Origin of the sequence: Campylobacter rectus (assembly GCF_004803795.1) — a bacterium.
GTDB classification, from domain to species: Bacteria; Campylobacterota; Campylobacteria; order Campylobacterales; family Campylobacteraceae; genus Campylobacter_A; species Campylobacter_A rectus.
Window position 1 is genome coordinate 2,392,244 of record NZ_CP012543.1, and the last position, 20,105, is coordinate 2,412,348.

General features: G+C 47.2%; 18 protein-coding genes. 5 read left to right on the forward strand and 13 right to left on the reverse strand.

Features of this window, described 5'->3' with window-relative positions; translation table 11 throughout:
• Positions 1–45: 45 nt before the first annotated feature.
• The 8 genes from CRECT_RS11480 to CRECT_RS11515 all read right to left on the reverse strand — a co-directional run bounded on the left by CRECT_RS11480 (position 46) and on the right by CRECT_RS11515 (position 6,378).
• Entirely contained in the window at positions 46–543 is a 498-nt protein-coding gene (locus tag CRECT_RS11480; RefSeq protein WP_002944861.1) for a YajQ family cyclic di-GMP-binding protein, read from the reverse strand.
• A gap of 14 nt (positions 544–557) precedes the next feature.
• Positions 558–1,058, reverse strand: a complete 501-nt coding sequence (locus tag CRECT_RS11485; RefSeq protein WP_002944908.1) for a methyltransferase family protein — start codon at positions 1,056–1,058, stop codon at positions 558–560.
• Positions 1,055–1,996, reverse strand: coding sequence for a D-2-hydroxyacid dehydrogenase (locus tag CRECT_RS11490; protein WP_002944900.1), 942 nt, complete (start codon positions 1,994–1,996; stop codon positions 1,055–1,057). Before CRECT_RS11490 ends, CRECT_RS11485 begins: the two co-directional genes overlap by 4 nt.
• Before the next feature lie 9 nt (positions 1,997–2,005).
• Positions 2,006–3,184 (reverse strand): glutathionylspermidine synthase family protein, encoded by a 1,179-nt coding sequence (locus CRECT_RS11495; protein ID WP_002944913.1) that lies wholly within the window; start codon positions 3,182–3,184, stop codon positions 2,006–2,008.
• 2 nt (positions 3,185–3,186) lie between these two features.
• Positions 3,187–3,822 carry a UPF0323 family lipoprotein gene (locus CRECT_RS11500; protein ID WP_002944854.1) on the reverse strand — a complete coding sequence of 212 codons (636 nt, stop codon included), beginning with the start codon at positions 3,820–3,822 and terminating at the stop codon, positions 3,187–3,189.
• Entirely contained in the window at positions 3,819–4,484 is a 666-nt protein-coding gene (locus CRECT_RS11505; protein WP_002944866.1) for a helix-turn-helix domain-containing protein, read from the reverse strand. The genes CRECT_RS11500 and CRECT_RS11505 overlap by 4 nt, the downstream gene beginning before the upstream one ends.
• Positions 4,485–4,592: 108 nt before the next feature.
• Complete coding sequence (rpsU, locus tag CRECT_RS11510) at positions 4,593–4,805, reverse strand: 30S ribosomal protein S21 (protein WP_002951513.1); 213 nt, start codon at positions 4,803–4,805, stop codon at positions 4,593–4,595.
• Between the two features lie 88 nt (positions 4,806–4,893).
• Positions 4,894–6,378, reverse strand: a complete 1,485-nt coding sequence (locus CRECT_RS11515) for a flavocytochrome c (RefSeq protein ID WP_002944907.1) — start codon at positions 6,376–6,378, stop codon at positions 4,894–4,896.
• 131 nt (positions 6,379–6,509) lie between these two features.
• Between CRECT_RS11515 and ccoG the strand changes: the two genes are divergently transcribed.
• The 5 genes from ccoG to CRECT_RS11540 all read left to right on the forward strand — a co-directional run bounded on the left by ccoG (position 6,510) and on the right by CRECT_RS11540 (position 14,369).
• The gene (gene ccoG / locus CRECT_RS11520) at positions 6,510–7,862 is read left to right on the forward strand and encodes a cytochrome c oxidase accessory protein CcoG (protein WP_002944872.1); all 1,353 of its coding nucleotides are present in this window, start codon (positions 6,510–6,512) and stop codon (positions 7,860–7,862) included.
• Positions 7,863–7,926: 64 nt separating this feature from the next.
• Entirely contained in the window at positions 7,927–8,559 is a 633-nt protein-coding gene (locus tag CRECT_RS11525; protein WP_002944875.1) for a TetR/AcrR family transcriptional regulator, read from the forward strand.
• 119 nt (positions 8,560–8,678) lie between these two features.
• The gene (locus tag CRECT_RS11530; protein WP_002944893.1) at positions 8,679–9,863 is read left to right on the forward strand and encodes an efflux RND transporter periplasmic adaptor subunit; all 1,185 of its coding nucleotides are present in this window, start codon (positions 8,679–8,681) and stop codon (positions 9,861–9,863) included.
• Entirely contained in the window at positions 9,863–13,000 is a 3,138-nt protein-coding gene (locus CRECT_RS11535; protein ID WP_002944879.1) for an efflux RND transporter permease subunit, read from the forward strand. The genes CRECT_RS11530 and CRECT_RS11535 overlap by 1 nt, the downstream gene beginning before the upstream one ends.
• Entirely contained in the window at positions 12,993–14,369 is a 1,377-nt protein-coding gene (locus CRECT_RS11540; protein ID WP_171992755.1) for an efflux transporter outer membrane subunit, read from the forward strand. Before CRECT_RS11535 ends, CRECT_RS11540 begins: the two co-directional genes overlap by 8 nt.
• A 674-nt stretch (positions 14,370–15,043) precedes the next feature.
• Here CRECT_RS11540 and purN read toward each other — a convergent pair.
• Genes purN through CRECT_RS11565 form a run of 5 tightly spaced genes read right to left on the reverse strand, consistent with a single transcriptional unit; the run spans position 15,044 to position 20,097 of the window.
• On the reverse strand, positions 15,044–15,625 hold the full coding sequence (gene purN / locus CRECT_RS11545; protein WP_002944910.1) for a phosphoribosylglycinamide formyltransferase: 582 nt from the start codon (positions 15,623–15,625) through the stop codon (positions 15,044–15,046).
• Entirely contained in the window at positions 15,607–17,028 is a 1,422-nt protein-coding gene (locus tag CRECT_RS11550) for a bifunctional ADP-dependent NAD(P)H-hydrate dehydratase/NAD(P)H-hydrate epimerase (RefSeq protein WP_002944868.1), read from the reverse strand. Before CRECT_RS11550 ends, purN begins: the two co-directional genes overlap by 19 nt.
• Complete coding sequence (locus CRECT_RS11555; protein WP_002944867.1) at positions 17,025–18,545, reverse strand: YifB family Mg chelatase-like AAA ATPase; 1,521 nt, start codon at positions 18,543–18,545, stop codon at positions 17,025–17,027. Before CRECT_RS11555 ends, CRECT_RS11550 begins: the two co-directional genes overlap by 4 nt.
• Positions 18,542–19,054 (reverse strand): peptide deformylase, encoded by a 513-nt coding sequence (gene def / locus CRECT_RS11560; RefSeq protein ID WP_002944902.1) that lies wholly within the window; start codon positions 19,052–19,054, stop codon positions 18,542–18,544. The genes CRECT_RS11555 and def overlap by 4 nt, the downstream gene beginning before the upstream one ends.
• Positions 19,051–20,097 carry a GGDEF domain-containing protein gene (locus CRECT_RS11565; protein ID WP_171992756.1) on the reverse strand — a complete coding sequence of 349 codons (1,047 nt, stop codon included), beginning with the start codon at positions 20,095–20,097 and terminating at the stop codon, positions 19,051–19,053. The genes def and CRECT_RS11565 overlap by 4 nt, the downstream gene beginning before the upstream one ends.
• Positions 20,098–20,105: the final 8 nt, after the last annotated feature.

A 20,105-nucleotide genomic window follows, 5' to 3' on the forward strand; every position in this document is an offset into this window, starting at 1 on the left:
TTAAAATTAAATTTCAACGCAGAGTAAGTAGAAAAAGCCGAGCCGCTATTTTAAGTTTTTAAAACTAATCGGTAGCTCCAAATTTAACCCCTTCACAAGCCTTATACACTCCTGCAGATCGTCGATGCTTTTGCCGCTTACTCGCACCTCTTCGCCGCGGATCGCCGCAGTTACTTTTAGCTTTGCGTCCTTGATCGCTTTGGTGATTTTCTTCGCGTTTTCGCTATCTAGGGTGTCGTTTAGCTTTAGCGTCGCCTTTAAATTTGCGCCGCTCGCGCTCTCGCGTTTACTCTCGGTAACGGCTACCGGCGGGATGTTTCGCTTGATGAGCTTTGAGATCACGATGTCTTTTAGCGCGTCGATTTTGTTGTCGCTAGAGCTAAGAAGCGTGATGATTTTTTCCTTTTCGTTTAACTCCACCTCGGCCGCAAGCCCCTTAAAATCATATCTCGCCGCGATCTCTTTTTTCGCCGTTTCTAGCGCGTTTTTGACCTCCATCATATCGACCGCCGCGCTGATGTCAAAACTGTGTTCGCTAGCCATTTTTACTCCTTAATTTAAATTAAAAAAGGAACGATCATCGGCGTTTTACGCAGATACCGCTCGTATTCGTCGCCAAAATCCAAAAGCAACCTAGGCTCCTCAAATTTTTTCACATACCAGCTCATATAAGCGATAAAAATCGCGGGAAAAACCAGTGCGGCGTATGAATTTGTAAGTAATGAAATGCCGATATAAAGCGTGAAAACGCCAAAAAGCATCGGATTTCTCGTGTGTTTATAAATGCCCTCGGTCATCAAATTTTTCGTCCGTTCGCCGATAGCCACGTTAAAGCCATCGGCGGGATTTCCTTTGCCTATGCGTTTCATTTGGATGTTTGAAAGAATGATATAAATAGCTCCGAGCGCAAGAAAAGGCGCGCCGAAAACAATAGGTAAAATTTGATTTTCAAAAATAATAAAAGCAAATTTCTGCGAAATAAGCCGGATCAAATACGGAAAAAACACTAAAAATATAGCGCTTCCGACGACGTAGCCTAACAAATTTCTAAATTTCATTTTTTGCAAGACCCGTTTAAAAATTCTTTTATATTTTCCGCGATCATCGCTACGAGCCGCTCTCTAGCTTCAAAACTCGCCCACGCTACGTGCGGAGTGAGTATCAAATTTTCCTTGTTTTTGATATTTAGTAGCGGATGATCCGCGCGCATGGGCTCGGTCTCCAGCACGTCGGCGGCAAAACGCAAATTTCGCCCGTCTATCGCGCGAGCTACGGCGTTTTCGTCCACGATACCGCCGCGTCCGAAGTTCATCAGCAAGGCACCCTCTTTCATCAAATTTAGCTCCCGCTCACCGATCAAATTTCGCGTTTTTTCGTTTAGCGGAGCATGGATACTCACGATATCGCAGCCACCCAGAAGCTCGCCCAAATTTTGTCTTTTAAACTCCACGTTTGCGTTTGCGCCGCTAGTAGAGTAGTAGCTCACATTCGCGCCAAATGCCGCCGCGATGCGCGCCACGCCTCTACCGATCTCGCCAAGGCCGATAACGCCGAAGCTTTTGCCCGCTATCTCGCCGATACTGCGGTCTAAATTCGTAAAAATTTCGCTCTTCGCCCACTCGCCGCTTTGCGCGTAATTATCGTAAAATTTGATGCGATTGGTTAGCGCAAAAAGGCAAGCGAACGTATGCTGCACGACGCTGACCGTCGAGTAACCCGCGACGTTTTTCACCGCGATGCCTTTTGACGCGGCGTAGGCGAGATCGACGTTGTTCATACCCGTCGCGCTGATGCAGATTAGCTTTAAATTTGACGCATCCATCGTCTCTTTGTCGATGACGACCTTGTTCGTGATGACGACGTCCGCGCCTTTTAGTCGCTCTACGCGCTCGGCTGCGGCGGTAGTCTCAAAGCTAACAAATTCGCCAAACTGCCTAAAAACGTCCAAATTTACGTCGCTTCCAAGCGTAGCGGCATCGAGGCAGACTATTTTCATTTTGCGTCCTTATTTGATAAAGTGCCCCACGAATTTGGAGTAGTTATCTAAAATTTCGCCGCCCCTGCGATAACCCAGCGCGCACGCCTCGTAGGCGAAAAATACGCCGGCTTGGTAGCTGTTATTGGCGGCGTCTTTGTTAAATTCGTAAAATTCCTGATAGATCGCGCGGTTTTGACCGTAGTCGCCGCCGTTTTGCGAGCTAATGCTACCATCGGCCTCTATCACGCTCACATTTGCGCCCTCTCGCCCGAAAACCGGCTTTTTCACGCATTTTTTGCCCGCGATCGGCCTGTCGCTAGCTTGCAGTAAAAGCGGGTGATTCGGATAGAGATCCCAAAGAATTTTTAAGATGCCTTTGCTCTGGAAAAGCAGCGTGTATGCTGGATTTAGGATGATGGCTTTTTGATTTTGGACGATGTTTTTTAGGATTATGGCTAGCTCGCCTTCCTCTACGGCGATGTCCTCCCACGGCACGAGCTTAAACCAGTACTCGTAGTTTTCGCCGTCAAAAAACACTCCCTCCTCGTCGTTAAATACGACCTCATCGACGTAAGCAAACGCCGTGTGAAAGCCCGCCTCCTCGGCGATATACTGCAGTAGCTTCACCGTCTGCTCATCCTCGCTGCTGCCCGCAACCGAGCTAAATAAAATTTTCCAGCCCTCGTAGTGCTCGTTAAAGCTCTCGGTCTCTTCATCTAGCGTCACGAGGCGCCTAAAATTTTGCTTTAAGGCGTCATAAAGGTCGTTAAACTGCGCGCTCTCGTCCATGCGGTTAAACTTAAGCGCCGCCCACTGGATGATCGCCGTCTCAAACACGGCCGTCGGGGTGTCGGCGTTAAATTCGATGAGTTTTATCGGCTTGCCGTCTAGTCCGCCGGCTAGGTCAAATCTACCGTAGAGATGCCAATGCACGTCGTTTTCCCAGCTTTCGCGCACTAGATCTACGAGGTTAAACGGGATGCCGACTTCGTGGTAGAGGTTGTTGTCGATGACGTGCTGGGCGGCTGCGACGAACATATCGTATAGCTCGTTTGCGGCGTTGTAGTAGGCCTCGGCCTGCGACTCGCTAACCTCGACTAGCTCGTCTGCTACGTAGTCGCTGCCGTCTGGATCGGTGTGCCACGTAAAGCCGATCTCTCGTAAAAATTCGTTATTTAGCGGGCTGATTTTTTTTAAATTTATCATTTTCAGCCTCCAAAATTCGAGTTTGAGCCGGACTTCGAGCTTGATCCGCCGAAAAATCCGCTCTTTCCGCCGCTAGGCTTGCCCGCCGAGCTCGTGGCTTTGGCTTTGTTAAAGCTATCTACGCTCCTTGAGTAGGCGCTCGGGTTTTTATACGCGCTTTGGCGCTGCGCCTGATAGCCCGGGTTGTTAAAGAGCTTGTTGCCGATCCAGCTGCCGATGATCGCGCCCGCAGCCGATGCCAAGAGCGCTTCGCCCATACTCATACCGCCGCTTGAAAGTTGCGCATTTTGAGCGTTCGGATTTGTCAAATTTGACGTTCCGGCATCGATTTTGGCGTTTTCTTCGGCGATTAGCTTATCCATCTCCTCTTTGCTCAGCACGCGCTCGGTGCCGTTGATGTCCTTTAGCACGACGCGAGTTTCGCTGCTCGGATACTCCTCTAGGACTTTATATTTGCCAGGCGCCGTTTCCTCGATGATGACGAATGCTCCCGTTTTTTGCGCCGCTTCGTTTAGCGCGCTACTTTCTCCTCCGTTATCGTTGCTGCCGCAGCCGGCCAGCCCAGCTATCACGACCGCGCCAAATCCGCCGACCGCAGCGTAGCTTGCTACTTTTTTTATGCCTTTAAAAACTCTCATTTTTTATCTAGCTCCTTTGAAATTTTCTTACTTTTTACCATTATCACACCTTTTTTAAATTTGATAAATTTTGATTTTCCGATGTTTTTTATGATTTTATTTTGCGTTTTTTTAAGGCTTTTGCCGCTTAAATTTTGCGATTTTAAAAACTCGGCCAAACTCATCCATTTGCCTTCGTTTTCAGGCTTGCTCTCGACGAATTCAACGTCGATTGGGGCCACGTATTCGCCGTTTTGACGGGCTAGCAGCGGTCGCTCGAGCATGCTTAAAAATCCCCTTAGTTTCTCGTCTCTTTCGCGGTAAATTTGAGCGATTTCGGATTTATTATTTAGCAAAATTTGCTCTTTTTCGCGAAAAAGCCTCTCTTTATCGGCTTGCAAATTTTGATTTTGTTCTTTTAGTTCGCTAATTTGCGAGAGTAGAAATTCATTCACGTCAAATTCGCCGACTTTCGCCACTTTTTTTGACTCCGAGCTTTTGGCGGATTTTGAAGTTTTGGGCGCCGATTTGGGTGCGGTTTGGGGCTCGTAGCCGTCCAAAACTACGTATTTTATGCCGTCTTTTTCAAAGGTCTTTAGCGTGCCGCGACGAATGCGGTTGTAGACGGCTTCTTTGGTTACGCCTAAGATTTCCGCGGCCTCGCTCACGGGCACTTTGGACATATTTTTCCTTTGATTGTTAAATTTGGCGTAGATTATGGCAAATTTTGGCTTTGATGCGAGTTAAACGGGAGTTTAAAAAAGAAAAGGCCGCCGAAGCGACCCTTTTGGTTAGAGCTTTGACTCGTAGCGTCTAAGCATATATAGACGTTTAAGCATTTTCTTGCGAGCCGCGATTTTTTGTTTTTTGCGGATCTCGGTCATAGGCTCGAAAAAGCGTCTTGCGCGAACTTCAGTCACGACAAGGTTCCTGTCGGTTTGCTTTTTGAACTTTCTGTAAGCTTCGTCAAAAGACTCGTTAGGATGTACCTTAATACCAGGCAACGTCCTCACCACCTTTCAATTAAAATAGACGGCGATTATAGTTTAAATTTAATAAATTTAAGCTTTGCCCGCCGCCCGGGTTTTAAATTTAGCCTTTCAGTATATGCTCCGCCGCTATCATCGCCGAGCTGATACAATCGGGCGTCGAGCAGCTAGTAAGCCTCGTAAATCCGTGCACTCCGCCCGTCGCCTCGCCTACGGCGTATAAATTTTTAATAGGCTTGCTATCGTTTATATTAAGGACTTCAAAGTTTAAATTTACTCTCACGCCGCCCGGAGTATAGCTGATGCCGGGAGTCCCGAGTATCGCGTAAAACGGCGCCTTTTCTATCGGAGCGAATTTGCTTAAATCTTTTTTAAAATCGGCATCGGTTTTTGCCGCGACGTTTTCGTTATACCGCTTTATCTCCTCTTTTAAAATTTGCACGTTTAGCTTAAATTCTGCCGCCAGCTCGTCTAAGCTCTCAAATTTTTTCATCTTGCCGGTTTCTATAAATTTTTGCAGCCTTTTTGGGTCATGACTGGAGGTAAATCCCGTCTCGTCAAAGATTATAGTCGGAAACAGATCGCTTTCGTTTTTTTGCATATTTTCTAAAATATTATCGGACAAAGTCTGCCTGTCGCCGTCTTCGTTCATAAATCTCTTTGAGTTTTTACCGTCGACCGAGATGGCAAATATCAAATCCTCCGTCGGAATACCGAACGAATAGCGTCCCAGGCTAAGCTGTACAGGCATCGCACCCGCTTTTATCATCGTTTTTAGCGCGCCGGCCGTTGCGCCCGGATTTGACGGAGTGGAGGCTAGAGCGAGCCTTGGATTTTGCGCCGCTTTAAAGGCTTTATCCGCCGAAAATCCGCCGCTTGCAAAAATCACGGCCTTTTTAGCTTTATAAAATTTAACGTCTCCTGAAACGTTTTGCGCGTCGTCGTCGGCTAGGTTTTTATCAAATTTATATTCCTCTCTCACTTTTAGCCCTATCGCCGCGCCGTTTTTATCCAGCACGATTTCATCGACTTTTACGCGCTTTAGCGTCTTACCGCCCTTGCTCTCAAAATGAGAATTTAGCGCCTGCACGCACGCTCCGCCACCGCCTACGGTCTCTAGGCTTCTTGCCACGCTATGTCCGCCTAAATGCTTTAGCTTTTCGGCATATTGCACGCCTCTTGCTTTGACGAATTCATACGCTCTTTTTGAATTTTGAGCGATTCTATAAGACTGCTCTATGTAGTTAAAGCCCTTGCCCGCCTTGTTTAAATCTTTTACGAAAAGCTCGATGGAGTCTTTGATACCGGCTTTTTCCTGTTGTTCGGAGCCCACGCAGGCAAAATCAAGCTGAGAAATGACGGAGTTGCCGCCCGTTCGCGACATCTTTTCCAGTAGCGCCACGCCGAGCCCGCCCTCGGCAGCTACGATGCCTGCGACGTTTGCGCTAAGGCCGCTACCCACTACCAAGACATCGTATTCCGCGTCCCATTTTATCTCATCATCCTGCGCCGCTTGCAAATTTAGCGCGCCCACAGCGGCTGCCGCGAGGCCGGTTTTGATAAAATTTCTTCTTGAAATTTTTTTCATAGCACATCCTTTAATGATTATTCAGATAATTATAGTATAAAACATTATAAAAGCGATATTTAATTCGCTTTTAATCACATTAAAACTATAATTTAGCAAAAAATATCACTATTTTGTAATTAGGATGAATTATGACAAAACAAGAGTATAAAAATTATTTCAAATTCGCATCAAAGCGCTATATCGCCTACATCCTGATCACCTGTACCGCGCTATTTCTGCCCTTTGTTCGCATCGGGGGAAATCAATTTTTCCTACTAAGCTTTGAGCGCGGCGAACTGCATCTGCTTTTTGCTAAATTTAACGTCCAAGAGCTGTTTTTGATGCCTTTCGTGCTCATCATTTTTTTTATTTTCATATTTTTTATGACGAATTTGGGCGGTCGCGTCTGGTGCGGCTGGAGCTGTCCTCAGACGATATTTCGCACTATCTATCGCGACCTTATACAAACTAAAATTTTAAAAATCCGCAAAAGCGTTTCAAACAAACAAACACAGGCCGAGAGCGGCGTCAAAAATGTGCTAGCGATTGCGATCTGGAGCGTTTTATCTTTTATCGCGGCGGCGAATTTTCTATGGCTTTTCGTTCCGCCGCAGGACTTTTTTGCTCAAATTTCAGATCCGGCCGAACATAAAATTTTGCTTGGAGCATGGCTTGTTATCGCGGCGTTTTTGATTTTTGACGTCGCGTTTTTAGGCGAAAATTTTTGCGTTTACGTCTGCCCCTACGCTAGAGTGCAGTCGGTGATGATCGATGGTGATAGCGTGCAGGTCATATACGACGAGGCGCGCGGCGGTAAAATTTTTGACGGTCAAACCAAACTCTGGAAAAAACCGCCGGAGCCGCAAAACGAATGCACCGGCTGCGAGGCCTGCGTGAAAATTTGCCCGACGCACATCGACATCAGAAAGGGCATGCAGCTAGAGTGCATAAACTGCCTGGAGTGCGTCGATGCATGCACGAAAACGATGTCGGGGCTAAATTTACCTAGTCTAATTAGCTGGACTAGCTCAAATTCGCTAAAAACCAAACAAAAAGTGCGGTATTTGCGCTTTAAAACCGTCGGCTACTGCGCCATCATCGCTATCGCCGCGACCGCGCTAACGCTAATGAGCGCTAAAAAAGAGAACATGCTGCTAAACATCAACCGCACGAGCGAGCTATATAAGGTAAATAAAAGCGGCGAAGTCGAAAATGCCTACGTGTTTTTGTTTGAAAACACGGATGCTAATGCACACGAATTTTACTTTGACGTTAGCGCAGAGGAAGCTAAAGCGCAGATAAAAATCGAGCGCCCCAAGGCTCAAATTTCGCTAAAAGCGGGCGAAAAAAAGAAGGTCGTAGTCGTGCTAAGCGCGCCCAAGGCGGCATTTGCCGGCACGAATGAGCAAACGACAAAAATCAAGATCCATGCATACGCCGCAGACGACAAAGAAAAAATAAATATTAAAAGACAGACTATCTTTGCCCACCCGAGCAAGTAAAAAATTATTTTTTTATAGTATAATCATACTTTAAGATTTTTTAAAAAATTTGAGGGGTGAATAAATGAACACGAAACCGACGAAACGAAGCGCCGAAAGAAAAGAGAAATTTATCCAAGCGGGACTTGAAATTTTCCTCGAAAAAGGCTACGAAAACACGAGTTTAACGGATATTATCAAAAAAAGCGGCGGATCGCTGGCAAGCATCTACAAATTTTTTGAGAACAAAGAAGGACTTTTTCGCGCCATCGTCGAACGAGGATTTGATGACTTTAGGGCGCAGATAGACGAGAAAATCGATCTAAATTTACCCCACAAGCTGGATGATTTTTTGGTTAAATTTGCGGGAATATTTTTCGACATCATCTGCGAAAAGAAAACTACGCTAATCTCAAGAGTAATGATGAGCGAAGGCGCGAAAAATAACGGGCTTTTGGGTAAAGAATTTTTGGATCAAATTTTAAGCAAAATCGATAAAATTTTAGTAGATTTTTTCGAGCGAGAAGATATAAAAGCCCAGCTAAACCCAAACGTCTCGCCTTACGTCGCCGCAGTCGCTTTCGCCGCAGTCGTGAGAGAGCCTTATCATTATAATGCGGTTTTGCTAAACGAGGACATAGCGCTAAACGAAAAAGAACGCGAAGAGCATATAAAAACGCGCATAGATATGTTTTTACACGGCGTGAAAAGACGCTAATCTCGACCCTCAAAAATTTGACTTTTCGTATAAATAAGAGTAAAGTAGCCGACTTTGTTTGTAATAATATTACATCCCAAATTTTATGTATAATATCCCAAAAAATAAAGGCAAATTTTATGAGAAATTTTAAAACTCTCTCGGTTTTATTATTGACATCGCTTCTTTTTACGGCTTGCTTTGACGAAAAAGACAAAAAAAGCGCAGCAGCGGGACAACAACGGCAAATGCCGCCGTCAAAAGTCGATGTATTCGTAGCTAAAAAATCAAACGTGCCGATCAGCTTTGACTACACCGCGACTCTAACGAGCCAACAAGACGTGATCATCTATCCTAAAGTAAGCGGCACGATAATCAAACAATTTTTTAAGCCGGGCGACAGCGTAAAAGCGGGCGACAAACTGTTTTTGATAGACCCCGAAAAATACCAAGCCGGCTACGACGCGCTTGAGGCCGCCATCGGCGTAGCAAACGCAAATTTAAAAAACGCTCAAACCGAATTTAACAGAATCTCGAATTTATACAAGAAAAACGCCGTTTCGCAAAAAGACTACGATGCAGCCGTTTCTGCGCTCGAGATCGCAAACGCGAATTTACTAAGCGCCAGAGCAAACGCTAAAAACGCCAAAATAGACCTTAGCTACACGAGCATAACCGCGCCTTTTGACGGCGTTTTGGGCGATAATCTCGCGGATGTGGGCTCGCTAGTCGTCGCAAACTCGACCCAGCTAGTGCGCCTAACCAAAATCAACCCGATCGAGGCGCACTTTTATATCTCGGACGTCGATAACCTAAACCGCGTCAAAATGCAAGAAAGCAGCCTCTGGGTGCAGACGAACTCTGGCGCCGTGCTAAAAGTCGGCTCCGAAGAATTTAACGGCAAGGTAAATTTCATCGATAACGTCGTAAATACGAATATGGGCAGCGTGCTGGCTAAGGCCGAATTTAACAACGACGAGGGCAAACTACTGCCGGGTATGTTCGGCCACATAAAAATGGACGGATTTTATCAAAAAGACGGCTTTAAAATCCCTCAAGTAGCGCTCCAGCAAACCGACGTCAAGACCTACGTGCTAGTCGTATCCGAGGGCAAAGTAGCCTCTAAGGACGTAAAAATCACCTACCAAACAAAAGACGCCGCAGTCGTTAGCGAAGGGCTAAACGAGGGAGATAAGATCATAATGAATAACTTCTTAAAAATCGGCGTTGGTGCACCCGTCGAGATAGATAAAGATCTAACGGAAAGCTTCGGCAAGAGTCCGGATTTAACGCCTCGAACCGAGCAAGCCAAAAAGGCGAATTGATGTTTTCTAAATTTTTTATAAATCGCCCGATATTCGCTACCGTCGTTTCCATCATCATCGTGATAGCGGGAATGATGGCGATAAAAGGGCTTCCCATCGAGGAGTATCCGAAGCTAACCCCGCCTCAAATTTCCGTTAGCGCCGTCTATACGGGCGCCGACGCTCAGACTATCGCCGACTCCGTAGCCAGCGCGATAGAGGATCAGATAAACGGCGTGGAAAATATGCTCTATATACAAAGCACCTCAAGCTCGAGCGGTTCGCTGAATATAAACGTTTATTTTAAAATCGGTACCTCGGCCAAACAAGCCACGATCGACGTAAATAACCGCGTCCAAGCCGCGCTATCAAGGCTGCCTCAAGAAGTGCAAAACATGGGCGTGACCGTGCGCGAACGCAGCGGCTCGATCCTAGAAGTCATCGGCTTTACGAGTCCGAACATGAACCTGGTCGAGATGTATAACTACGTAAATTTAAACATCGCCGACGAAGTAAAAAGGGTTAGCGGCGTAGGCGATACGGTCACTATCGGTAGCAAAGAATACTCGATGAGAATTTGGCTAAAGCCCGATATTTTAGCTCACTACAAGCTAACTCCCGGCGACGTAATAGCTCAAGTAAAAATCCAAAACAGCCAATACGCCGCGGGCAAAATAGGCGAGCAGCCCTCAGACGGCGCCAACCCTTACGTTTATTCCGTTCGCACGGACGGACGTCTCAAAAACGCAGCGCAATTTGGCGATATAATCATAAAAAGCGCCGACGGAGCGGTCCTAAAACTAAAAGACGTCGCCGAGGTAGAGCTCGGAGCCGCTAGCTATGCCGCAGACGCTATGCTAAACGGCAAAGACGCTATCCCGCTTTTAATCTTTATGCAAAACGATGCTAACGCCCTAGCCACGGCGAAGGCGGTAAACGCAAAGCTTGACGAGCTAAGTAAAAATTTCCCCGCCGGTTTTAAGCACACGATCGCTTACAATCCGACCGAATTTATCGACGTCTCTATCGACGAAGTCGTAAAGACCTTTATCGAGGCGATGATCCTGGTTATCATCGTTATGTATATGTTTTTAAAGAGTATCCGCGCCACTATCATCCCGATGCTAGCCGTTCCGGTCTCGATCATCGGGACGTTTGGCGGACTATACGCGATGGGATTTAGTATAAATTTGATCACTCTTTTCGCGCTCATCCTAGCTATCGGTATCGTCGTGGACGATGCTATCATAGTCATCGAAAACGTGGAGAGAATTTTACACGAGGATAAAACCGTAACCGTCAAAGAAGCAACCTATAAAGCGATGGAAGAAGTGCAAACCCCCGTCATCTCGATCGTGCTAGTGCTCTCTGCGGTTTTCGTTCCGGTCGCTTTTATGGAGGGTTTTGTAGGTGTCATCCAGCGCCAGTTCGCGCTCACGCTGGTTACCTCCGTTTGTATCTCAGGTTTCGTCGCGCTTACGCTTACTCCGGCGCTTTGCGGCGTTATGCTAAAAAGACAAGAGAGCGAGCCTTTTTGGATAGTGCGTAAATTTAACGACTTTTTCGACTGGAGCACTAAAATTTTTACCGCCGGCGTAGCAAAGGTGCTTCGCCACGTCATCATCAGCCTTATTTTGATAGGCGTTATGGGTTATGCGACGTTCGAGCTGTTTAAAAAAGTCCCGAGCGCCCTCGTACCGTCCGAAGACAAGGGTTCTTTGATAGTTATCACTTCGCTACCGCCGTCAAGCAATATGCTAAAAACCAAAGAAGAAGTTAAAAATATCAATCAAGCTATCCTTAGTAACCCGAATATCGAGTTTATGATGAGTTTTGCGGGATACGATATGATCGCGGGCGCGCTTAGAGAAAACTCCGCCATTAGCTTTATCAAACTAAAAGATTGGAGCGAGAGAAAAACGCCGGACAGCCAAGCGGGCGCGCTAACCGGGCCTTTTAACGGTATGCTTTGGGGCTCGAAGGAGTCGATGAGCTTTGTAGTAAATGTTCCGCCCATTATGGGTCTTTCGATGACGGGCGGCTTTGAGATGTATCTGCAAAACAAAAGCGGCAAGAGCTACGCCCAGATCGAAGCGGACGTGAAAAAAGTAGTCGCCGCGGCGAATGCGCGCCCGGATCTAACCGGCGTGCGCTCGACGCTAGAGACTAATTACCGTCAGTTTAAAATCGACGTCGATAAGCAAAAAGCCCAAATGTTCGGCATTAGCGAGAGCGAAATTTTTAGCGCGATAAGCTCGACTTTCGGCTCTTACTATATCAACGACTTTAACCTTTTCGGTAAATCTTACCGCGTCTATGCCAGAGGCGAAGAGGGTTTTAGAAACAATCCCGAAGATTTGCGTAAAATTTACGTTCGCTCAAGCGGCGGCGAGATGATACCGCTAAACTCCGTCGCTACTCTAACTAGGATTTTGGGCCCCGATATCGTTGATAGATTTAACCTTTTCCCCGCAGCTAAGATCCAAGGCGACCCAAAACCGGGCTACACCTCGGGCGACGCGATAAAAGCGATACAAGAGGTAGTCGAGCAGACGCTAAATACGGAAGAGTACGCCATCAGCTGGGCGGGCACGGCGTATCAGGAGGTCAGCTCGCAAGGCACGGGCACGACGGCGTTTATCTTCGGTATGATTTTCGTATTTTTGATACTAGCCGCGCAGTACGAGCGCTGGCTCATCCCGCTAGCCGTTATCACGGCCGTTCCGTTCGCGGTTTTCGGTTCGCTGGCCGCGGTTTGGGCTAGAGGGCTAACAAACGACATTTACTTTCAGATCGGACTACTGCTTCTCATCGGTCTATCGGCTAAAAACGCGATCCTTATCGTCGAATTTGCGATGCAAGAAAGGTTAGCGGGCAAGAGCGTATTTGACGCAGCCGTTAACGCGGCAAGGCTTCGCTTTCGCCCGATCGTCATGACCTCGCTAGCGTTTACTTTGGGCGTTTTCCCGATGGTTATCAGCACGGGCGCAGGCGCGGCGTCTCGCCACTCGCTAGGCACGGGCGTGATCGGCGGCATGATAGCGGCCACTACGATAGCGATATTTTTCATACCGATGTTTTACTATCTGCTAGAAAAGCTAAATAACAAAGTCTGGGACAAAAAACCAAGCGGAGCACAGGAGGTCAAAAATGTATAAAATTTTAACTTTAGCCGCGGCGCTATTTTTAGCGGGCTGCTCGTTTCGACCCGATATCCCCGAGGTCGATACGACATTTGAAACTACGTATAAATTTGAAACTAGCGACATCAGAGACGAGTGGTGGAAGGAGTTTGGCGACGAAAACCTAAACGCCCTCGTAGCTAGCGCGCTAGAGAAAAATACCGACCTTCGCACGGCTTATTTAAATTTGCAAAAAGCGGCCGCAAGCCTAGGCATCTCGGAAGCCGATCTTTTTCCTAGCGTAAATTTAAACGTCGGCTATACCAAAGCAAAAAGCAGCGGCGAAACCTACACCAAGCAGCCTCAGACGCGCTACCGAACCTCGCAGGTAAATTTAGGCCTAAGCTACGAGATAGACCTGTGGGGCAGAGTGAGAAACAGCGTCGAGTCGGCCAAAGCTAGCCTAAACGCGACCAAGCTCGACTACGCTACCGCACGCCTTAGCATAAGCTCTAGCGTAGCTAAAAGCTACTTCGCGCTCGTGGCTCTAAATATGCGCGAAGCCGTGCTAAAAGACACGCTAAAAACCTACGAGGAGACGTTGGCGCTTCGCAAAACGCAGCTTGATCTGGGCGGCATAAACGAAACAACCTATCTGCAAAGCAAAGCCGCCGCACAAAGCGCCAAAGTAAGCCTACTAGAGGTGCAAACCTCGATGTCTCAGGCTCTAACGTCGCTAGCGGTGCTAACAGGCAAATCAAACGACGAGATCCTAAACGGAGCCGTGCAGAGCGCTAAAATGCTACCCAAAGAGCCCGAAGTGAGTGCAGGCGTGAGCGCGGACATACTGCTGCGAAGGAGCGACGTAGCTAAAGCCTACGCCGATCTAAACGCCACTAACGCGCTAATCGGCGTCGCAAAGGCCGACTATCTGCCGTCCATCTCGCTAACGGGACTTTTCGGATTTTCTAGCATAGATTTTGAAAATATCTTTATCAGCAACGCCAACACGTGGAGCATAGGCGGCTCTTTGGTGCAGAAAATTTTCGACTACGGCAGAACCAAAAACAACGTCCGTATCGCCGAAACCAACGAGCAAATCGCGGCCGTAGCCTACGAAGCGGCGATCAAAAAGGCTCTTGGCGAGGTAGCAGACGCGCTAAACAACCGCAAAAACGCCAAACTAACGCTAAATCAAGTCAAAGAGCTCCTGCTCTCGCAAGAAAAAATCTATAAGTTAGCCAAAGATCAGTTCGAGGAGGGCTACACCGGGCATCTGGAGCTACTCGATGCGCAGCGCAACCTACTCTCCGTTAGGCTCCAAGACATCGAGGCGAATTTAAATCTCATTAGCTCCGTCGTGGACGTCTATAAGGCTTTCGGCGGCGGTTTTAAAGCCGAGTAAATTTATTTTTTGGCGGAGCTTTTCGGCTTTAAATTTGACGTGACCTCGCCTATAAATTTTAAATTTTTAGCCTGTTTTATTGCCGCGATTTATCTTAGCTTTATGCCTTCAAATTTCAAAATTTAGCGCTTGCTTTTGTTATTCGCACGACTCCTATAAACCTATTTTTAGGCGCCTGATACTTTGGATAAATTTTAGTTGCGACTTTTGAGATAAATTTGCATTCAAAGACGTAAATTTGTTTTAGCTTTGAGCGATACGCAAAGTCGGTCGAATTTACATCGTCTTATCCGGAGCGCACGTTTTGTAAATTTACCGCTTCAAATTTACGGTTTTTGGCAAAATTTGCGAGCAGGAAGGCGATTTACGATCAAATTTACAGACGTATTTCGAGCTTAAATTTAGCGCAATACCCGCCGCCAAATTTCATTTTAATTTTAGCAAGCGACGCGAAAGCACCTTATTAGAGCAAAATAGGCCAAATTTAACGTTTTTGATATTTTAACAGTCGAGCGAAGTTTGCGATTATGACGATTTTACAAATTTATGTTTTTAAATTTGACGTAGCGTAAAAAACGGGTGCGAAAATTTGAAATTTGCAAGTCGAAATTTGGCTAAATTTATGCCCTACTTCACAAAAATCATAAATTTGACTCAAATTTAGACGCCAAATTTTACTCTTTGCCGGTTAAAATTTGCACGATGGTTTCGGGCAAAATTTCATGCTCTATCGCGTGGATTTTGGCCTCGTAAGCTTCAAAACTCATTCCCGCGCTCTTTTCAAACGCGCGCTGAGCGATGATCGCACCGCCATCTAGCTCCTCGCTGACCCAGTGCACGCTCACGCCGCCCACCTTCATATCGCTATCAAAGCTCTCTTTTATCGCGTGCGCACCCTTAAAAAGCGGCAGCAGCGACGGGTGCAAATTTATCGCGCGAATCTCTCGCGTAAAAACGGGCGTGAGAATGCGCATAAAGCCCGCAAGCACCGTTAGATCGACGTTAGCGCGCTTTATCTGCGCTACGACCGCGGCGTCAAATTCCTCTCTCGAGGCAAAATTAACGTGCTCGATTACGACGCTTTGCAGGCCGTATTTTGCGGCCTTTGTTATGCCGCCGGCGTTAGCTTTATTTGTTAGGGTTAGCGCGACCTCGATCTTGGTTTCGCCAAAAACTTTGCCGTGCAGACTCTGCAAAATCGCCTCCAAATTCGAGCCGCCGCCGCTAAATAAAACCGCTATTTTTTTCGTAAGCATTTGAGTCCTTTGATGACGTCCGCGGCCGTGAGCGCATAGTCGTTGATTTTGATTTCGCGCGCGGCTAACGCGTGAGCTAACGTGCCCGAGATCGCGGCTTTTAGCGGGTCGTAACCCTGCGCAAGCAGTCCTGCGACGATACCGCTTAGCGCGTCTCCGCTGCCGCCTTTTGCTAGCGCGGCGCTACCCTGCGTCATGACGTAGACCTCGCCGCCTTGCGCGATTAGCGTATTTGCGCCTTTTAAAACAAGCACACATTTAAAATTTCGGCTAAAAATTTGAGCGAGTTTGAAGCGATTTTTCTGCACTTCGCGAGTGTCAAATTCGCCCAAATTCGCAAGCTCTAGCAGGCTCGCAAACTCCTTTGGATGCGGCGTTATCACGATGTTTTTATTATTTAAAAGCTCAAGCGTGTGCGGCTCGTAGCAAAGATCGGCGTCGATAACGAGCGCGTCTTTTGTTTTTAGCTCGCTAAAAAGCTCGCCTTTTTGCGCTTCATCAAGCTCGCCAAGCCCCATGCCGACGGCTCCGACTCGCATTTTCGGCATTATGCGCGCGCTTTGCATCAAAACGGGCTCAATGTTTAAATTTTCGCCCACGACGCTAACAAGCCCAGCACCGATCGTTAGCGCGGCAAGTCCAGCTATACGCGCCGCTCCGCCCTTTTCGCCGCTCACGACAAACACGTGCCCAAAGTCGCCCTTGTTAGCGTTTTGTTTGGTGCGAAACGGCAAATTTAAATCGCTCTTACCAAGCTTGTAAAAGCTCGTCTGCGTCTCGTAAAGCTCGCGCGAAAGGCCCAAATTTGCGACCTTTACGCGCCCGACGCAATCCTTTGCGAAGTCGCTATAAAGCGCCGACTTTAGCGCGCCCATCGTCACGGTCGTATCAGCCTTAAAGACCGCGCCTTGCGGCACGCCGTTTTTATCAAGTCCGCTCGGGATATCGCAGGCGAGCTTGTAGGCGGGTTTTGCATTTAGTAGATTTATCAAATTTATCGTCCGCTCGTCTAGCTCGCGGCTAAGTCCTGTTCCGAAAATCCCGTCGATGATACAGTCAAATTCACCGCTTTCCGTCAAATTTGAGATCAAATTTACGCCGCATTTTAGCGCTCTGGTTAGCTCGGTTTTTGAGGTTTCGTTTTGTTTGTCGCTCGCTAAAAACGCGAAACAATCAAATTTGCCGCCCAAAAGCCGAAGCGCGGCGAGCACGTCTGCGCCGTTGTTTCCGCTGCCGACGACGCCTAAAATTTTACGGCGTTTTAGCGATGATTTTTTAAACCTAGTCCGCACGGCGCGAGCTAACGCATTTGCGGCGTTTTGCATCAGCACTTCGGTGCTAAGCCCAAACTCGCTCACGGCCCTAGCGTCAAGCACCGCCGTATCCCAAAATAGCTTTTTCATGCGCCCTCCTGCTTCACTCGGTAGCTCAAAGCCTCTAAAATGTGCGGCTTTTTGATGATACGCGAGCCCTCGATGTCGGCGATCGTGCGGGCGACTTTTAGGGTTTTGTTTATGGCGCGGCGGCTAAGAGAAAATCTCTGCGTTGCGTGATCTAGCGCCCCGCTCGCCTCGTCGTCGCAGACGCAAAATTTAGCTATCTCTTCGTCGCCGAGTTTGCCGTTTAGCTCGCTTTGAGCGCGCGAGATTTGCGTCTCAAATACGCGCAGCACGGTCTGCCACATCGCCTCGCTCACGACGTCGCTTTTATCATCGGCACTCACCTCGTCCATCTGTAAGTATAAGTCGATGCGGTCTAGCACGGGAGCTGAAATTTTACTTTTGTAGCGCTTGATCTCAAGCTCGGAGCATTTGCACTCCAGATTTTTTGAGAGCAGATTGCCGCAGGGGCAAGGGTTCATCGCGGCTACGAACATAAATTTGGTCTCATACGTGACCTTTGAATTTACGCGCGAGATGTTGATTTTGTAGTCCTCCAGCGGCTCACGCAGACTCTCTAAAATCTGCGGCGCAAAGTGCGGAAGCTCGTCGAAAAAGAGTATCCCGCCGTTAGCTAGCCCGACCTCGCCGATCCTGGCCGTGCTCGATCCCCCGCCAAATATCGAGCCTTTCGTCGATGTGTGGTGCGGACTACGAAAGGCACGCAAAGCGGAAAATTCGCTCTCCTGCTGATTTAGCGAGCTATAAGCGCAGCTGAGCAAAATCTCCTCCAAGCTTTGCGGCGGCAAAATGTAGCGCAGGCGCTTGGCGCTCATACTTTTACCGCATCCGGGGCTGCCCTCAAAGATAATATTGTGCATACCGCAAGCGGCCACCAAGCAGGCTCTTTTTGCCCTACTTTGGCCTTTTACGTCGCTAAAATTTAGCTCGAAATTTTGATTTTTTACGAAGCTTTTTTCGCCTATTTTGATCAAATTCGAAAAAAGCGGATGAACGCTGCCCACTCTGCACGAGGCGGTAAATTCGGGCTCTAGGAAAAATTTGATCGCTTCGGCCAAATTTGAAACGGCGTAAATTTCCAAATTCGGTATCGCGCCCGCTTTTTGCGCTATCTCTTGCGGGATCAGCACGCGAGAACCCGGCGCTTTCGCGCTCAAAAAAAGCAAGATAGAAAAAAGGCTCGCAGTGCTTTTGACGCCGCCATCAAGCCCCAGCTCGCCGAATACGAAAATAGGCTCAAAGTCGCGCTCTTTTTGCAAAGCGATTAAAAGCGCGATGGGTAGGTCGAAGTGGCTACCGGATTTTGGCATATCGGACGGGGATAAATTTATGATGATTTTTTGCGCGGGGAAGGAGAAATTTAACGACAGAAGCGCTGATTTTACGCGCTCGGCGCTCTCTTTTATAGAGGCTCCCGCGAGACCTACGATATTTAGCGCCGGCAAGCCGCGGTTAAAACTGGACTCGACGTCCACCAGCCGCAATTCGTCGTTATAAGTGGCGCATTTTAGGGCTTTCATGCAGTTTTTTGCTTTTTATACTCTTTGTCGAATTTTTTGCGTTTGTTGTAGCCGATGCGCTCGATAAAAAGGTGCCCGTCGAGGTGATCCATCTCGTGCTGGATCGCGACCGATAAAAGCCCCTCGGCCTCGAGCTCTCGGCGCTGTCCGAAACGGTCTTGATACTCCAGCGTGATAAACTCCGCTCTTTTCACGTCCTCGTAGTATCCCGGCACGCTAAGGCAGCCTTCTTGATAAATAATCTCGCCTTCTTTGCGTAAAATTTTGGGATTTATGATCTCAAGCAGATCCTCTTTACGCTGCTCTTTGCTCTCTTCGTCAAATAAATTTACGATCAAAATTCGCTTAGCTTCGCCCGTCTGGATAGCGGCCAGTCCGATGCCGTTTTTAGCGATCATAGTTTCATACATATCGTCTAAAAATTTATGCAGCTCTTCGTCAAAAACTTTAACTTCAAGCGATTTAACGAAAAGCTTTTTGTTCGGATAGGTTAAAATTTCCAATATCACTTTTCACCGCCGTCCTCTAGCACCATATAGTGCTCTGCGTCTCTGCCTGTTCTTGCGAGCATATCAAGTATCGCAGATAGCAGCTCGGTGACGGTTTTGTCGGTATTTAAATCGCTTGCGACGACTTCCATATCAAATTCGAATTTTTCGCCCTTTAACATAAACGAGGTCTCGTAAAACATATCCGTGATACGCTCGCAGGCTTTTTTAGCGCTCTCTATGTCGGTGTGTTTCATCAGCATCGCAAAGCACCCTCCTCCGTAATACGCCAATACGTCGCTACGCCTTGACGTGCGAAGTAGCATACGCGAGATATTTTTTAACAACGCTAATTTCCCCTTCGAGCCGATTTCTCTTATCGTGGATTCTTTAGGTTTTATGAGCATTACGGAGGATTTGTAACCGTATTTTTTGATGTAGCCGACCTCCACTTCAAGCGTTTTTAAGAAAAATTTTCTATTGTAGATGTCGAATTTTTGGTCGTAGATCGACTGCTCCTCTACGATTTTAAAAACCTTACTGACCTCTTCGTAGCTTGTTTTTATCACTTCGATGTGCTTGTTCATCAGCAAATTTAGCTTATTTAGATCCTCGTTAAATTCGTTAAACATATTTTGGATGGTTAGCAAATTTGTGTTTGGATCAAGGATGCTCGAGCGTTTTTTTATTATTGTTTTTAAGATAGCTAAATTTTTGTAAATTAGCGCGACGGCCTGGAGCATGCATTTTATTTGCATAAAGCTATTTTTCACCTCGCGCTCGATACTTATTTGCCTATCGTCTTCGAGCCTGCCCATCTCGTCTTCGATCTTTATGATCTCGCCGACTTTCCTTTTAAAATCATCAGGCTGCTTTTCAAGCATCTTCTCAAAAAAAACGGTGTAGTTTTTCGGGATCGAGGGGACATTTTCCTCGGTTAGCTCTTTTATGATGGCTTCGGAAAAGCCGTAAATGTTAAATTCGCTCTCCTGGACTTCCTGGACTTTTTCATCGTCCTTTTCTGCCGCTACGGTCTCGTTTTTTTTGTTGTCTAACTTTATCAAATTCTACT

What these genes read in the sequence shown, in the direction of transcription:
- CRECT_RS11555 (WP_002944867.1), bottom strand. Translation starts at nt 18,545, where the DNA reads ATGAAAGCCCTAAAATGCGCCACTTATAACGACGAATTGCGGCTGGTG.
- ccoG (WP_002944872.1), top strand. Translation starts at nt 6,510, where the DNA reads ATGACAAAACAAGAGTATAAAAATTATTTCAAATTCGCATCAAAGCGC.
- CRECT_RS11535 (WP_002944879.1), top strand. Translation starts at nt 9,863, where the DNA reads ATGTTTTCTAAATTTTTTATAAATCGCCCGATATTCGCTACCGTCGTT.
- CRECT_RS11515 (WP_002944907.1), bottom strand. Translation starts at nt 6,378, where the DNA reads ATGAAAAAAATTTCAAGAAGAAATTTTATCAAAACCGGCCTCGCGGCA.
- CRECT_RS11525 (WP_002944875.1), top strand. Translation starts at nt 7,927, where the DNA reads ATGAACACGAAACCGACGAAACGAAGCGCCGAAAGAAAAGAGAAATTT.
- CRECT_RS11490 (WP_002944900.1), bottom strand. Translation starts at nt 1,996, where the DNA reads ATGAAAATAGTCTGCCTCGATGCCGCTACGCTTGGAAGCGACGTAAAT.
- CRECT_RS11500 (WP_002944854.1), bottom strand. Translation starts at nt 3,822, where the DNA reads ATGAGAGTTTTTAAAGGCATAAAAAAAGTAGCAAGCTACGCTGCGGTC.
- CRECT_RS11485 (WP_002944908.1), bottom strand. Translation starts at nt 1,058, where the DNA reads ATGAAATTTAGAAATTTGTTAGGCTACGTCGTCGGAAGCGCTATATTT.
- CRECT_RS11495 (WP_002944913.1), bottom strand. Translation starts at nt 3,184, where the DNA reads ATGATAAATTTAAAAAAAATCAGCCCGCTAAATAACGAATTTTTACGA.
- CRECT_RS11505 (WP_002944866.1), bottom strand. Translation starts at nt 4,484, where the DNA reads ATGTCCAAAGTGCCCGTGAGCGAGGCCGCGGAAATCTTAGGCGTAACC.
- CRECT_RS11530 (WP_002944893.1), top strand. Translation starts at nt 8,679, where the DNA reads ATGAGAAATTTTAAAACTCTCTCGGTTTTATTATTGACATCGCTTCTT.
- CRECT_RS11550 (WP_002944868.1), bottom strand. Translation starts at nt 17,028, where the DNA reads ATGAAAAAGCTATTTTGGGATACGGCGGTGCTTGACGCTAGGGCCGTG.
- CRECT_RS11540 (WP_171992755.1), top strand. Translation starts at nt 12,993, where the DNA reads ATGTATAAAATTTTAACTTTAGCCGCGGCGCTATTTTTAGCGGGCTGC.
- purN (WP_002944910.1), bottom strand. Translation starts at nt 15,625, where the DNA reads ATGCTTACGAAAAAAATAGCGGTTTTATTTAGCGGCGGCGGCTCGAAT.
- CRECT_RS11480 (WP_002944861.1), bottom strand. Translation starts at nt 543, where the DNA reads ATGGCTAGCGAACACAGTTTTGACATCAGCGCGGCGGTCGATATGATG.